The sequence below is a fragment of the Erwinia sp. S43 genome (genome assembly GCF_016624745.1).
GTDB lineage: Bacteria > Pseudomonadota > Gammaproteobacteria > Enterobacterales > Enterobacteriaceae > Erwinia > Erwinia coffeiphila.
On record NZ_JACVTX010000027.1, the window covers coordinates 12,864 to 27,121 of the forward strand.

At 53.1% G+C, this 14,258-nt stretch carries 11 protein-coding genes; 4 read left to right on the forward strand and 7 right to left on the reverse strand.

Features of this window, described 5'->3' with window-relative positions; genetic code table 11:
• Positions 1-27: 27 nt before the first annotated feature.
• Positions 28-900 carry an AraC family transcriptional regulator gene (locus IBT47_RS22290; protein ID WP_200563105.1) on the reverse strand — a complete coding sequence of 291 codons (873 nt, stop codon included), beginning with the start codon at positions 898-900 and terminating at the stop codon, positions 28-30.
• 332 nt (positions 901-1,232) lie between these two features.
• On the opposite strand from IBT47_RS22290, the gene IBT47_RS22295 reads away from it, so the two are divergent.
• The 3 genes from IBT47_RS22295 to IBT47_RS22300 all read left to right on the forward strand — a co-directional run bounded on the left by IBT47_RS22295 (position 1,233) and on the right by IBT47_RS22300 (position 3,005).
• Positions 1,233-2,009 carry a DUF3750 domain-containing protein gene (locus IBT47_RS22295; RefSeq protein ID WP_200563107.1) on the forward strand — a complete coding sequence of 259 codons (777 nt, stop codon included), beginning with the start codon at positions 1,233-1,235 and terminating at the stop codon, positions 2,007-2,009.
• Positions 2,010-2,238: 229 nt separating this feature from the next.
• Complete coding sequence (locus IBT47_RS27130; RefSeq protein WP_234472057.1) at positions 2,239-2,532, forward strand: hypothetical protein; 294 nt, start codon at positions 2,239-2,241, stop codon at positions 2,530-2,532.
• Positions 2,511-3,005 (forward strand): AlpA family transcriptional regulator, encoded by a 495-nt coding sequence (locus IBT47_RS22300; protein WP_200563109.1) that lies wholly within the window; start codon positions 2,511-2,513, stop codon positions 3,003-3,005. Before IBT47_RS27130 ends, IBT47_RS22300 begins: the two co-directional genes overlap by 22 nt.
• Before the next feature lie 35 nt (positions 3,006-3,040).
• On the opposite strand, the gene denD is transcribed toward IBT47_RS22300, so the two are convergent.
• The 3 genes from denD to mgtE form a co-directional block, all read right to left on the reverse strand.
• A complete protein-coding gene (gene denD, locus IBT47_RS22305; RefSeq protein ID WP_200563111.1) occupies positions 3,041-4,018 on the reverse strand; it encodes a D-erythronate dehydrogenase in 978 nt (325 codons plus the stop codon).
• Positions 4,019-4,035: 17 nt separating this feature from the next.
• On the reverse strand, positions 4,036-5,355 hold the full coding sequence (locus tag IBT47_RS22310) for an MFS transporter (RefSeq protein WP_200545586.1): 1,320 nt from the start codon (positions 5,353-5,355) through the stop codon (positions 4,036-4,038).
• Positions 5,356-5,613: 258 nt separating this feature from the next.
• A complete protein-coding gene (mgtE, locus tag IBT47_RS22315) occupies positions 5,614-7,047 on the reverse strand; it encodes a magnesium transporter (protein ID WP_200563113.1) in 1,434 nt (477 codons plus the stop codon).
• 611 nt (positions 7,048-7,658) lie between these two features.
• On the opposite strand from mgtE, the gene IBT47_RS22320 reads away from it, so the two are divergent.
• Complete coding sequence (locus tag IBT47_RS22320; RefSeq protein ID WP_200563115.1) at positions 7,659-9,890, forward strand: EAL domain-containing protein; 2,232 nt, start codon at positions 7,659-7,661, stop codon at positions 9,888-9,890.
• Here the strand turns inward: IBT47_RS22320 and tehB are convergent, their stop codons facing one another.
• From tehB to ppk1, 3 genes are all read right to left on the reverse strand, one after another.
• Entirely contained in the window at positions 9,891-10,496 is a 606-nt protein-coding gene (tehB, locus tag IBT47_RS22325; protein ID WP_200563117.1) for a tellurite resistance methyltransferase TehB, read from the reverse strand. It lies immediately after the preceding gene.
• A 70-nt stretch (positions 10,497-10,566) separates the two neighbouring features.
• Positions 10,567-12,093: an exopolyphosphatase gene (ppx, locus tag IBT47_RS22330; RefSeq protein WP_200563119.1), complete on the reverse strand. Its 1,527-nt coding sequence runs from the start codon at positions 12,091-12,093 to the stop codon at positions 10,567-10,569.
• A gap of 9 nt (positions 12,094-12,102) precedes the next feature.
• Positions 12,103-14,163: a polyphosphate kinase 1 gene (ppk1, locus tag IBT47_RS22335; RefSeq protein ID WP_105593355.1), complete on the reverse strand. Its 2,061-nt coding sequence runs from the start codon at positions 14,161-14,163 to the stop codon at positions 12,103-12,105.
• Positions 14,164-14,258: the final 95 nt, after the last annotated feature.

A 14,258-nucleotide genomic window follows, 5' to 3' on the forward strand; every position in this document is an offset into this window, starting at 1 on the left:
TCCGGTCATCTGTATGAGATGACATCATCAGAGATGACGGGCCTGTCGATCTAGAACGTTTGTGCAATGGCGTTGGTAACCCGCCGGTGAAAGGCGATAAGCGCGCTGGAACCAGCGCCCCATATGGCTTTGGTCGGAAAAACCGACGTCTGAGGCAACCCGTGCGGGTTCAATGCCCTGAGCGAGCAGTACCCGCGCGGTGCGCAGCCGAAGCCGTACCAGGTAAGCGTGTGGTGACTGGCCGAAGGCCTTCTTAAACTGACGGCTCAGGCGAAAGCGATCAAGGCCAGCGTGCTGAGAAAGCTCATCCAGCCCGATATCCAGGTGCATACGGTCGTGCAGATAATCGCGTAATTGATACATTTGCATCAAAGAATCATCAAGGCTGACGGCCGGCCTGTTGCCGATATGGCGTGAGAGCAGATACAGCAGGTGATCTAACGTCTGATCGCGAGCCAGCCGACCTTCCTGATGATGAACGGCAAAAAATGCCTGCTGAATGGCTGTGATTAATTGTGAATCATCGGTCAGAGTATGGCGAAACGCGGCTTCAATCACCGAAACATCACCCAGCCCGCGACGCTGCATCATCTCTGTGACCCAGCTTTGCGGCAGATAAAGCATCACGTAGGTAAAGCCGTCGATGTCCGGCGCGTGGCCGTCGTGAACGGCACCTGGCTCAATCAGGATCGCGCGCCACGGCTGGCTGGTATGCAGGGTGCGATGGCAGTTAAACCGTTGAAGCCCCTGCATAGTGACTCCGACCAGCACTTCGTCATGATCGTGCGGATCGTAGGCATGACCCCGAAAATGCGCATTGATGCTTTCTATACCGGTCTCTTCATCACGATGGAAGTTGACCCAGTCTTTGCCAGCACCCGTATTGCCCGGCGTATTCATCAGGAATATCCTCGAACTATGCCCGCAGTATGAAAGCAGATAAGCGCGGATTATCCCTTATCGTGCCACCGAACGGGGGAATCGTCCACCTACTGTCAAGCTATGTAATAAGCGCGCGCCTGCAATAGACGACCTGTGGCTTTTATGTCAATTTAGCGACAGATGCTGCAAATCTGTTCCGCATCAATCTGCAAACGTTCAGTACCACCTCCTGCTTATTTCCGATTCTGGGCCATGTGTTCGCACGTCTGAAAACAGGCCTGAATGGCAGGGAATGTGAAATTTTGTGCGCGGTATTCACCCTGAACTATGAACTGATAAAGGAGCCGGCCATGCTGCCATTGAAAGCGCTGAGCCTGATTATTCTCTGTATTATGCTGCTATCGCTGGGGATCAGCCTGGCACAGGCAACCCATCACGCGGAGTCAGCCGGTCAGGGCTGGTGGTCGGCCCGGCGTGATTCCTCCGGGATGGCACCCGATCCGGCCCGGTTGGCAAATCTGGCGATTGTGCAGGTGTATGTTGCACCCACCTATGGCTGGAAAGGCAAGGTGGCAGTGCATCCCTGGATTATTTTTAAGCGTGCGGGTGAAACTCATTTTAGCCGCTATGAAGTGATTGGCTGGGGCAACGGCGACAAAGTGCGGCTGAATGCTAACCCACCGGATGGATACTGGTACGGCGCGAAGCCACGGATGCTGGTGGAGCATCGAGGGCCTGCGGCAGAGGCAATGATCCCGAAAATTCAGGCGGCGATTGCTTCTTATCCGTGGCCGCAGACTTATCACGCCTGGCCCGGGCCTAACAGTAACACCTTCCTTGCTCATATCGGGCGGGAAGTGCCAGATTTACAGCTTGATATGCCGGCAAACGCAGTGGGAAAAGATTTTCGCTCCCTGCTTAATCCGATAGGGTTGCCGCCTTCCGGACGTGGGTTGCAGGTGTCTTTGCTTGGCCTTGCCGGGGTTACGCTGGGAGCCGAAGAGGGGATTGAAATCAATATTCTGGGACTGAATCTGGGACTGGAGTTTGCCCCGCTGCGCCCGCGTCTGCCTTTTATCGGTGGGATGGGGGGCGAGAATCTGCAAAGCGATCGTCTGCAAAACTAGCCGTCCTGTTCTCACCGTTAATCTCCCGTTTGCTGTGGCTGGTTACAATTTGCGAGCTGGCCCGCAACATCATTCTCATCAGTGTAAATTCACCGTTCTTTTTACGGCAGTCCTCCAGCAGTTGCTTGTTCACACTGGTTATTTCGATTCAGTCCTGGCAGAGTAGGGGAAAGAATAACCAGGTTGTCACTTGACAACTTTAATGCCCGGATGCACTATGGAGGAACAGATGGATCGACATTGCCATGCCATAAAAGAAATTGAAGCCGTACTTCGGTATGCCGAAGAGCAGGGCTGGCGTGTGGTAAGCAAAGGCGGACATGCATGGGGAAAAATGTACTGTCCGTGGAACAGCGTTGCCTGTCGATGTGGGGAATTTTGCATTTCCTGCATATGGAGTACGCCGAGGAATGCCGTTAATCATGCCCGACAGCTCCGGCGAGTCGTTGAGCACTGCACTTTTCGTCAGCAGTATGAGGCACAATCAGGAAGAGGAACGCCATGGAATACACATTTACATTGAAGTATCAGCTATCAGAGATAGTAAGCGACACGGATGAGCTGGTTGAAAAACTGGCACAGGCAGGCTGTGATGATGCGCTGATTGGGTTGGGGATACCGGGGCGTATCGCACTGGAATTTATCCGTGAGTCAGATTCTGCACAGCAGGCCATTTACAGCGCAATGCAGCAAATTTCTGCCGTGTTAGCCGATGCGGTGCTGTTTGAAGTCTCACCGGATTATGTCGGATTGACCGATGTGGCCGATCTTATCGGCGTCTCCCGGCAGAACATGCGCAAGCTGATGCTGGCACATCATCTGACTTTTCCCGCCCCGGTCCATGAAGGCTCAACGGCTTTCTGGCATCTTGCTGATGTGTTGTCCTGGCTGGAAGGGCGAGGCAGCTATCGTTTACCTGCGGGAGTACAGGAAGCCGCTCTGGTGGCGTTAAGTATCAATTTGCTCAACCAGAAGCGGCGTTATCGGCAGGAGTAGGTCAGCGGAGCCGGTCAACACCGGCCCTGGTGACATCATGCAGTGGCGTCTTTCTCTGCAAGATATTCTCTGACCATTTCGTCAAATGAGGCATTGGCTTCAAAGCCGAGACGGCGGGCGTAGTCGGCATGGAAATCACCGGGCCAGGAGTTAACGATATTAATAATCGCCTGGTCTGGCTGATAGCTGATACGGGCAACAACGTCATCACCGGCAATTTTGCGCAGTGACCCAATCATTGTTTCTACAGTTACCGACAGGCCGCACAGATTGATGACGCGCCCCTGGTCCAGTTTCTCGCTATCAAGCTCATGGCCGCGGATGAGTGCTGCAACGGCTTTGTCCGGTGACATCAGCCACAGGCGGGTATCGGTGCTGACCGGGCAGTTTGCCGCTTCGCCGTTTAGCGGCTCACGGATAATACCGCTGGCAAAGCTGGATGCGGCTGCATTCGGTTTACCCGGGCGAACGACGATGGTTGGCATACGCAGACTACGGCCATCCAGGAAGCCGCGGCGGCTGTAGTCTGACAGCAGCAGGTCGTTCATTGCTTTCTGCGTGCCGTAGGAGCTTTGCGGCATCCACACCTGCTCATCCGGTACTTTATCCGGCAGTTTGCCGCCGAACACCGCCACCGAACTGGTGGTGACTAAGCGAATTCGCTGCGGTAATGCGCGCAGGCGCTCCATGATCTGGCGTGCAGCGTCGACGTTGATTTTCATACCGAGGTCGAAGTCCTGTTCTGCCTGGCCGGAAACAATGGCTGCCAGATGGAACACGCTGTCGGTTTGCTCACTAATCAAATTAGCCAGTTCAGCCGGGTTACTGATATCGCCGCAGACAACTTGCAGGCGCGGATCGTCAATACCTGCCAGTGGCGCGATATCGAACGCGGTAATTTTTGTGATGTTCTGCATCAGGCCCTGGCGGTTAAGCAGTGAACCTTTAGCCAGCAGCGCTTTAACCAGTTTTTTTCCCAGGAATCCGGCGGCTCCGGTGATGACGATATTCATAGTTTGCCTCGTTAGAATTAGCGGTTAACAACACGGCCGGGGATCAGGAAGATCGCTGCAGCACCAACAAAAAGCGTGCAGGAAATGATCAACATACCGGCCAGGGTCGAATGAGTCAGATCGCTCAGGAAGCCCATCAGGTAAGGGGCGACAAAACCTGCCAGGTTACCGAAGGAGTTAATCAGGGCGATACCTACGGCGGCCATGGTGCCGCCGAGGAAGGCAGTGGGCAGGCTCCAGAACAGCGGCAGCGTGCTCAACCCACCGGCCGCACCCAGAGTCAGGCCAAACATCGCAATCCACAGGTTGTCGGCATAGAGGGCTGAAATAACCATGCCGACACCGCTCATGATGGCAATGACGGCCAGGTGCCAACGGCGTTCACGGTGTTTATCTGCACTGCGCGAGGCGACAATCATGGTGACAATGGCTGCGGCGTAGGGAATAGCCGTCAGCATGCCAACCGTAAAGACATCTTCAACCCCGGCGTTGCGAACCAGCGTTGGCAACCAGAAGCTGACGGTGTAGAAACCGGCGATCAGGCAGAAGTAGATCAGGGTCAATAGCCACAGTTTGCCGTTGCGCAGAACTGCGCCAAGGCTTGCCTGCTCATGTGGTGAATCCTCTACGGCATCCTCCTGTACGCGGGCATTCATTATTGCTTTCTCTTCGGCGCTGAGCCATTTGGCGTCGTTGATGCGATCGGGCAGCATTTTTAATACCAGCAGGCCAACCAGCAGTGATGGCGTCCCCTGCAGGATAAACAGCCACTTCCAGCCGGCAAGCCCATGCATATTATGGAAATGATCCATAATCCAGCCTGAGATTGGGCCACCCAGCAGACCAGAGAGTGGGACGGCAGCGGCGAACAGTGCAAACATCTTACCGCGACGGTAGGACGGGAACCAGAATGAGAGATACAGGATCACGCCTGGATAGAAGCCTGATTCAGTCAGGCCAAGCATAAAGCGCACGGCATAAAACTGGAATGGCGTAGTGACCAGAGCGGTCAGCGGGGCAATAACCGCCCAGCATGCCAGTAGTGCAGCCAGTAAACGGCGTGCGCCAAAGCGCTGAAGAACAATATTGCTGGGTACCTGGAAAAAGAAGAAGCCGATAAAAAAGATACCTGCACCTAATCCATATACCGTTTCTGAAAATGCCAGATCGCTCGACATTTGCAGCTTGGCAATACCGACATTAATACGATCGAGATAGGCGAAGATGTAGCTGATCATCAGTATTGGGAGGATACGCCAAACCGCTCGCTTCCATGCATTTTCCTCCCGATCGCTGATATGGCTGCTGAGCGGCGGTGCCGATGTTTGCATATTCATAATTCATCCTTCGTGTAGGGAAGAGTCAGAGGAAAATCCGTTCTTCGGGTAGTGAAACGACGATCCTGCAGCTCCGGTTCAGTATTCGTCCGGTGATGGGAACGTTAATAATGGTGAAGCTTTGTTATTTTTTGTTAGATTAGCGGTGAAGATGAATTTGATCTGCGTGATAAGTCACATTACAGACCATTAATTATCATTTTATAACAGTTTTAAGATGAGAAGCGGCGATTCCCCGGATGATATCCGGGGGAAGGATTAGTGGAGAAGGAAGAGAGTGGCCAGTCCGAGGAAGATAAAGAAGCCGCCAGTATCGGTTAGTGCGGTAATCATGACGCTGGAACCCACTGCGGGGTCGCGTTTGAGTTTGGTCATCAGCAGCGGTATCAGCACACCCATTAGCGCTGCGAGCAACAGGTTCAGCACCATCGCCAGCATCATCACACCACCCAGCGCAGCATTACCGTACATGGCCCAGGTTACGCCGCCCATAATTCCCCCCCAGAACACACCGTTTATCAGCGCGACGCCGAGTTCACGTGCAATCAGGAAAGAGAAGTTACCCGGTTCAACCTGATGCAGCGCCAGAGCGCGAACAATCATGGTAATTGTCTGGTTGCCGGTGTTACCGCCAATTCCGGCCACGATTGGCATCAGTGTTGCCAGCGCAACCAGTTGTGAGATGGTGTCCTCAAACAGGCCAATTACCCGCGAGGCGATAAATGCAGTACAGAGATTGATCGCCAGCCAGGTCCAGCGAGTACGAACCGCTTTTCTGACCGGTGCAAAAACATCTTCATCCGGGTTCACACCGCCCATTTTACGGATATTGCTGTCGTTCTCGTCATTGACCAGATCAATCACATCTTCAACGGTAACACGGCCGATAAGTTTGCCTTTGGCATCAATAACGGCAGCGGAAATCAGGTCATAGCGTTCGAATGAGCCCGCCGCATCTTCGGCTTTATCGTCGATAAGAAAGGTAGTCGGACTGTCGTTCATCACCTGCAGGACTTTTTTATCCGGCGTATTCAGCAGAATTTCCGTCAGCGGCAGTTCGCCCTGCAGGGTGTTATTTTTATCGGTAACAAAAATCTTATCGGTGCCTGCAGGAATAATTTTTCTGCGCCGCAAAAAACGCTGTACGGTGGCAAGGGTGACATCAGAACGCACCGTCACCAGATTAAAGTCCATGATGCGGCCGACCCGGTCACGGTCAAAATGCATCACGTCCAGCACGCGGGAGCGCAGATTTGGCGCCAGCGAGGTCAGCAGACGGCCGGTAATATCGCGTGAGAGATATCGTGCTAAATAAGCCTGCTCGTCGATATCAAGCGGCTCGATGGCGCGCAGCAGATCGCGGTCGCTCATCTCTTCAATCAAACTTTCCCAGACGCTTTCGGAAACTTCTACCAGCACCTGACCGCGACGGTTATTACCGATCAGGCTCCACAGCGCCAGGCGTTCTTCCCCCGGCAGAGCTTCCAGCAGGTCGGCAATATCAGCGGCATGGAGCAGGGGGAGGGTTTGCTTGATTTCGTCAATCTGTTCGCGGTGTGCTTCCGCTTCGGCCGCTGACTCTTGCAGCGGGTGCCCCAACAGCGTATCAACCAGATCTTTATCGTTAAGCAGCAGGTTCAGAAGGCGGCCACGAATTTCAGCCAGTTGTTGAACATGAGAGAGGGCTGACATACAACGTCCTTTAATCTGGTAATCTGGCGATGAACAGGCAATGTGAGGTTATAGCTTAGTCGATTAAAGCCACTGAAGAAGCGGCAGACGCAAACGACGGCCCGCTATGCAGTCCACTCGGATACGCTAGTTATCTTTAACAGCGCTGACGGACGTAGCAGGAGCGGCTTTTTTTTGTTTATGATGTTCAATCGCACCGGGCACCACGTAAATCAGCCTGCCTAACAAAATGATAAAGCTGACGAACAGAATGATACGGGTTATGGTTCCGGTTTTTTGACGTTTTCGAAATGACATAGCGCTATTCACGCACTTTAATCCAGTAAGACCCTGACGGGCGATGATTAATTTAGACACAGCAGGGCTGTCAGGTCAATGGCTGCGGGCGCTGTGTTTCAATCAGTTGGCAAGATTTTTGTATATTGAAAAACGTGCTCAACGGTAGAATCAACTACGGACAAGGGGAGTTATAGTAAGATTGACAGTAATCAACCTGTGGTCATGTTTTCAACATATAATAGCATCAGGACATTATTACTTATTATCATCCTGTCTTATTGTTATCGAAACTTTTAAAACCTGCGCAGCACGTTAAAAAGCATATTACAAAAATGAAGAAATCCGTTTTTCTGAAAAAGTTTTCCGCCCGATTTTGGGGGCTGCCTTTGCTGTTGTCGCTGGTTACGCTGCCGCTGGCATCCGCTCTTTCAGTGCGGCTATGGCTCCCGGAAGGTTATGTTTATCTGATCTATCTTCCGCTGGCGTTGATGATTGCGTTGCTAATGGTATTTAACTGGGCTGCACTGCCGGGTATCACGATTGCACTCTGCTGGCACTATTTTCATCGCTATACGCCCATTCAGGCGGTCACCATCATTTCAGTTTTTCTGATCACGCTGTCGATGTGCTGGGGCGGATACAGCCTGCAGTCGAATCGCCGCTGGCGAGCGGGTACCGGTGAGCTACGTACGGTAGCCGTCAGGCTGTTCTGGCTGGCCTTTGCTATGCCAACGCTGTTTATCGTGCTGATGCAAATTGTGACGCCGATGAATATTTTGCCTATGAGTAACTCAATATTCCCCAGCGACCCGTTCTCGATACACACCCTGCTTAACTATCAGTCCGCCATGCTGGCCCTGCTGGCGACCGCGCAGCTGTTTTATTTTGCGCTGCGGATAGCCCGTAATCCGCGTTTTTTTTACACGCTGCGGCGGCGGTGTCGTAATCAGTTTGCATCCGGCGTAACGTTCAGGGAGTGGATGCTGTGGCTGAGTCTGGTGCTGTTTTTGCTGCTGATGCTCACCCAGTTTCACACTACGCAGGAAAACCTGTTAACGACCGACTACGGTATTCCTCTGCTGCTGCCGTTGATGCTCTGGGCCGCGACGCGTTTTGGCTATCTGTTTACTTCGTTGAGCTGGGGTATTCTGCTTATCGTGCTCTATCAGCTGCGCGACCGCTACCTTAGCCCGACAACTGAGGGATATCATCTGGCGGTTATATCGGCGAATCTGCTGGTTTTCACACTGACAATTTTGCTGATGTCCGCTATCAGTACCCGACAGCGTCGGCTGCTGGATAAAGCGCGGCGCATGGCGATAACCGATCCCGTTATCGGGCTGCCCAATGTGCGTGCGTTGAGCCAGGCATTGACCAGCAATACCGGAGCCGTGCTCTGTTTTCTGCGGATACCCGACCTTGACCGCCTGAGCCGCACCTATGGTTTACAATTGCGTATTCAATATAAGCGCAGCCTCGCCGCGCATCTTAAACCCTGGCTGTTGCCATCGGAAAACGTCTATCAGCTTCCCGGATTTGACCTTGCGCTGCGCCTGGAGCATTCCGCTAATCTGGCGCGTATCGAAAGCCTGGAAGCGCGACTGAAAGATTATCATCTTAGCTGGGATGGTCTGCCGATCCATCCTGACGTAGGTATCAGCTACTGTAGCGTGATGCCGCCGGTGAACTACCTGTATGAACTGCTCGGAGAAATGAGTGCAATGGCGGAGATTGCCTTGCACAGTGGCCACGCGGAAAATCTGCAGCAAAAGGATAAAGTACCGGTACAGCGGCAGCTGACGGAAAAGCTGGCAATGCTGCAGGATATTCAGCTGGCGATGCAGAACGGTGGCTTCTATCTGATGACGCAGAAGATCCACGGTATGCGCGGCGATGATTATCATGAAATCCTGTTGCGGATGGTGAATTCGCAGGGGGAACATATCAAACCCGCCCAGTTTATCCCGGTTGTGCAGGAGTTTGGCCTGACGTGGGAGGTCGATCAGCTGGTGTTGGATCAGGTGCTGGCATTTATCGATCGCCATCGTGAGCAGCTACCGGGGATTCGTTTTGCGGTGAACCTGTTTGCCGCAACGCTGTGTCGGCCTCAGCTGGCGGCAGAAATTGCTGCCCGCCTGAAGGCAAGCAATATTGAACCCTGGCAGCTGATCATTGAAGTTGCCGAGTCGCCGATGCTGAGTGATTACAGCTGGGGGAATCGTACGATCTCTCAACTCCGCCAGCTGGGGTGCCGGGTGGCAATCGATGATTTTGGTACGGGCTATGCAAGCTACTCACGTCTGAAGCAGGTGCAGGTGGATATGCTGAAAATCGACGGCAGCTTTGTACGCAATATGCTGCAAAGCAGCCTGGATTATCAGATTATTGAGTCAATCTGCGTGGTAGCACGCCTGAAGCGTATGCAGATTGTCGCCGAATATGTTGAGACACAAGAAGTCGCCATGGCGCTGCGCAAGCTGGGTGTGGATTATTTGCAGGGGTTTGTTATCGGCATACCGGAGCCGCTGGCCAATCTGGTCGCGGCTCCAGAAGAAGTGCGGTAATCAGTCTTTTACGCTCGCTTTCTGCGCCAGGATGGTGGCAAAACGCAGCGAAATACGCTGGCCGTTTTCGTCGGTTCTGTGCAGCTGACCCACGTTTTCGTTGTACTTGATGATGTGCCATTTACGGTAGTAATTGCTCAGTTCACCCGATTTAAAGGCGAATGGAAAACCGAGGGTGCAGGGATAATCAGGCGTGTCCATAGCGGCGACAATCAGGTTAAACCCGTTTCTTGCCGTGCTCGCCTGCATATCGGCAATCAGCTGCGGAATGGTTTCCGGCTGTAGAAACATCATCACCACCGTCGACAGTACCATGTCATAGGAACCGTTAAAGCGCAGGGCGTTGAGGTCGTGCTCTGCGGTGTGAATACCGGTCAGATTTTCAGCGGCGATAATCTCATTCAGCCGCGCCAGACTGGCGGGATTCTTATCCCACGCCGTGACATCAAAGCCATGATTGTTCAGATAAAGGCTGTTGCGGCCGTTACCGCAGCCAACATCCAGCGCGGTTCCGCCTTCAAGATAGGGCAGCGCGGCGACGATTTCTGAATGGGGGGCGGTGAGCTGGTACTTTTCCGTAAAGAAACTATCGGGTCTTATCATCATGTTGCTTCTTGAATCCGTAAAAAAGGGGTTCAGGCCAGCCTGAACCCCACATGAACATTAACCAACTACGTTATTGCTCTTCCTGTATCGTCAGCTGCCAGCCGGTTACGTCGTTCCAGTAACTTTGCTCGCGCTCCAGATCCAGCTGAACCAGGTTGTTCTGGCTGAAATAATCGCGCGGGAACGTCAGCGTCCAGTGACCGTCGTCGGTCTGCAATTGCAAGTCGCTGGGACGGGTGGTGGCCTGGCGCTGATTGTTCAGCAGCGTTCCCAGGCGCAGCAGGAATACCAGCGGCAGGAACTGCTTGCGTTTGAACAGCGTCAGTCGTGGCATTTCGTCCACTTTAACCGCTTTGCGATGGAAGCGTACCAGCGTTGCCAGCAGCGATTGTTGATCCTGGTTAAACCCGGGCATATTGGTATTTTGCAATATGTACGCTGAATGGCGATGCATACCGCTGTGGTTAATGGTCAGTCCCACTTCATGCAGCATTGCAGCCCACTTCAGTAGCGCAGCCAGCTGTGGATTTTCCAGTTTGGGATTCTGCTCGCTCCACTGCTCGAACAGCTGTTCTGTGGTTTCCAGCACCCGGCGGGCCTGATCGCTGTCGATCGCGTAGTGGTTGGCCAGACTCTGCGCCGTGCGGCTGCGAATATCCTGATGGCGGAAGCGGCCTTCCATCTCATACAGTACGCCTTCACGCAGCGCACCGTCAGAAAGCCGCAGCTCGCGGATCGCCAGCGCATCAAATACGCCGCAGAGGATCGCCAGGCCGGGAACAAAGACCCCTTTACGCTCCTCTGACAGCCCCGGCAGGCTAAGGGCATCGAATGATTTGTGCTTGATGACCTCGTCATACAGCTTTTCCAGCCGCTCAGGAGTGATCAGCTTGTCTTTCTCGCCCATCGCGACCAGTACTTCGCAGGCGGCTTTGATGGTGCCTGAAGCGCCCAGTGCATACTGCCAGCCCATCAGGCGATACTGCCAGGCCAGGGTTTCCAGCTTCTGCGCCGCCGCCAGCCGTGCGCGACGGAAGGCCTCTTTACTGATATTTCCACCCGGAAAGTAGAGATTAGCGAAGCTGACGCAGCCCATGCGGCGGCTCTCAACCAGCTTTGGCTCAAAGTCTTCGCCGATCACCATCTCGGTCGATCCGCCGCCGATGTCGATCACCAGCTTGCGGCCTTTTTCCGGCTGGGTGTGCTCCACGCCCATAAAGATCAGGCGCGCTTCTTCATGGCCCGAAATCACTTCAATCGGGTAGGGGATCACTTCCGCAGCGCGCTGTAGAAAATCCTCAGCATTCACCGCCTGACGGAGAGTATGCGTTCCAACAATGGTTACGTTACTTGGGCTGAACCCCTGCAAACGTTCTGCAAACAGCGCCAGGCAGCTCAGGCCACGCTGGATCGCTTCTTCACTCAGTACATTATTACTGTCCAGGCCATCGGCCAAATGGACCCGCTGTTTCAGGCGACCCAGAACCTGCATGGCACCGTCCACTACGCGGGCAATCACCATGTGAAAACTGTTAGAACCGAGGTCGATAGCGGCAAGTTCCTGCGGTTTAGGCGTACTTTTATGGGATATTGGCATAGTTGTGTGTCAGTCAGGTTGCTCAAGAGATTTAATATAATCGTAAATAGCCAGCTGCGCGCGAACCTTGCGGCGGTTGCCGCGTGGAACATAGCGATTGCTCAGTTCTTTATCGACATAACGGGCCTTCAACGTATCACTTAACAGAATGGCAATAATATCCAGCACACGCTGTTTCAGAATAGGATCAAGAATGGAGACGGCCACTTCAATTCGGTAGTCAATATTTCGCGTCATCCAGTCAGCGGAGGAGAGGAAGACCTTTTTATCGCCGCCGTTATCAAAAATATAGACGCGATCGTGTTCCAGGTAGCGGTCAACAATACTGATCACGCGAATATTTTCGCTGATGCCCTCCAGATCGGGGATAAGGGAGCACATTCCGCGCACCAGCAGGTTCACCTTCACTCCAACGCTGGACGCCGTATACAGGCGATCGACCAGGCCTTTATCCACCAGGTTGTTAATCTTAAGGGTGATACCCGCCTGAATGCCGTTCTGCGCGTTGGCGATTTCCGCATCAATCAGCTGATAGAGCATTTTGCGCGAGTTCTGCGGCGACACCATCAGATGTTCAAAACTGACCGGGCGATACGGGTTTTCAATAAAGTTAAAGACCCGGCGCACCTCATTGGTGATACGTGCATCAGCGGTCAGCAGCGAGTAGTCGGTATAAATACGGGCGGTTTTTTCGTTAAAGTTTCCGGTGCCGATATGAGCGTAGCGAACGATTTCATCATTTTCGCGGCGTGAAATCAGGAACAGCTTGGCGTGGATCTTCAGACCCGGTGCGGAGAAGATAACGTGTACGCCAGCTTCGGTCAGGCGTTTGGCCCAGTGGATGTTGGCCTCTTCATCGAAGCGGGCCTGTAATTCGACCACTACCGTGACTTTCTTACCGTTGTAAGCCGCATGGATCATCGCATCCATAATGCGTGAGTGCTTGGCTACGCGGTAGATGTTGATCTTGATGGCTAACACCGATGGGTCAAACGATGCCTGGCGCAACAGCTCCAGTACGTGCTCGAAAGTATGGTACGGGTAGTAGAGCAGCACATCGCGGTTGCGAATGGCATCAAAGCCGTTGCGGAAGCGGTCAAACCAGATGTGGCGCAGCTGCGGCAGCGGTTTATTGACCAGGTTTGCTTTGCCGACGTTAGGGAAGCCGATAAAGTCCTTGAAGTTATGATAGCGGCCGCCGGGAACGATCGAATCATAGTTGGAGATGTTCAGCTTTTTACGCAGCAATTCGACCATCGCATCGGGCATGTCGCGCTGGTAAACAAAGCGCACCGGTTCTGCGGTCAGGCGCTGCTTCAGGCTGGAAGACATCAGCTCCAGCAGGCTGGACTCCATCTCGTTGACCAGGTCATATTCCGCATCGCGGGTCATCTTCATCGAGTAAGCGTTCAGCGCATCGTAATCGAAGAAGCCACGGAAGATATCACCCAGGCAATAGCGCAGGATGTTATCAAGTAGAATCATTGGCTTACGGCGGCGAGGCGTTTCCGGCGGCAGATTGACGAAGCGCGGTACTTTATCGGACGGAATTTCCAGCAGGGCGTAGCGGATCTCTTCGCCGCGAATGATTTCCACCGCCAGGTAGGTGTAGTCATCCTTGAGGAACTCAATCAGATCGGTGTCTTCATTGATCAGGATGGGGGTGATGTGCTGGCGCAGATGGTGTTTGAAGTAGTGTCGCAGCCAGGTTTGCTGATTAGGGGAAAGCTGGCGTTCGTTAATCAGGAAGATCTGATTACGCGCCATTTCCAGCAGCAGGTCGTTATAGAGGCTGTCGAATTCCTGGTCGGCCTTCAGAACGCGTGCCTGAATTTTTTTCAGCAAATGCCGTGGCGTGCTGGGAGACCCCTGTTCCTCACCGATTAGAATGCGACGTTTTAAATCGGCAAAGCGAACTTTATAGAATTCTTCCAGGTTATTGGAATAGATACCCAGAAAACGCATGCGCTCAATCAGCGGGTTAGTTTTATCAGCAGCTTCCTGTAGCACACGTTCATTAAAGGACAGCCAGCTTAATTCTTTTTCTATGTAAAGCTTTTCCTGACCCATTTTTACTCCGTTCGGCTGATTCAGGATGAAGATATCCATTGTTCTGCAACATTATGGCGAGAGTATGGCAACAATGTCCAACGGCAGATGTATGA

Excerpts from the sequence above, each read along its gene's own strand:
- IBT47_RS22290 (WP_200563105.1), bottom strand. The coding sequence starts at position 900 with ATGAATACGCCGGGCAATACGGGTGCTGGCAAAGACTGGGTCAACTTC.
- IBT47_RS22295 (WP_200563107.1), top strand. The coding sequence starts at position 1,233 with ATGCTGCCATTGAAAGCGCTGAGCCTGATTATTCTCTGTATTATGCTG.
- IBT47_RS27130 (WP_234472057.1), top strand. The coding sequence starts at position 2,239 with ATGGATCGACATTGCCATGCCATAAAAGAAATTGAAGCCGTACTTCGG.
- IBT47_RS22300 (WP_200563109.1), top strand. The coding sequence starts at position 2,511 with ATGGAATACACATTTACATTGAAGTATCAGCTATCAGAGATAGTAAGC.
- denD (WP_200563111.1), bottom strand. The coding sequence starts at position 4,018 with ATGAATATCGTCATCACCGGAGCCGCCGGATTCCTGGGAAAAAAACTG.
- IBT47_RS22310 (WP_200545586.1), bottom strand. The coding sequence starts at position 5,355 with ATGAATATGCAAACATCGGCACCGCCGCTCAGCAGCCATATCAGCGAT.
- mgtE (WP_200563113.1), bottom strand. The coding sequence starts at position 7,047 with ATGTCAGCCCTCTCTCATGTTCAACAACTGGCTGAAATTCGTGGCCGC.
- IBT47_RS22320 (WP_200563115.1), top strand. The coding sequence starts at position 7,659 with ATGAAGAAATCCGTTTTTCTGAAAAAGTTTTCCGCCCGATTTTGGGGG.
- tehB (WP_200563117.1), bottom strand. The coding sequence starts at position 10,496 with ATGATGATAAGACCCGATAGTTTCTTTACGGAAAAGTACCAGCTCACC.
- ppx (WP_200563119.1), bottom strand. The coding sequence starts at position 12,093 with ATGCCAATATCCCATAAAAGTACGCCTAAACCGCAGGAACTTGCCGCT.
- ppk1 (WP_105593355.1), bottom strand. The coding sequence starts at position 14,163 with ATGGGTCAGGAAAAGCTTTACATAGAAAAAGAATTAAGCTGGCTGTCC.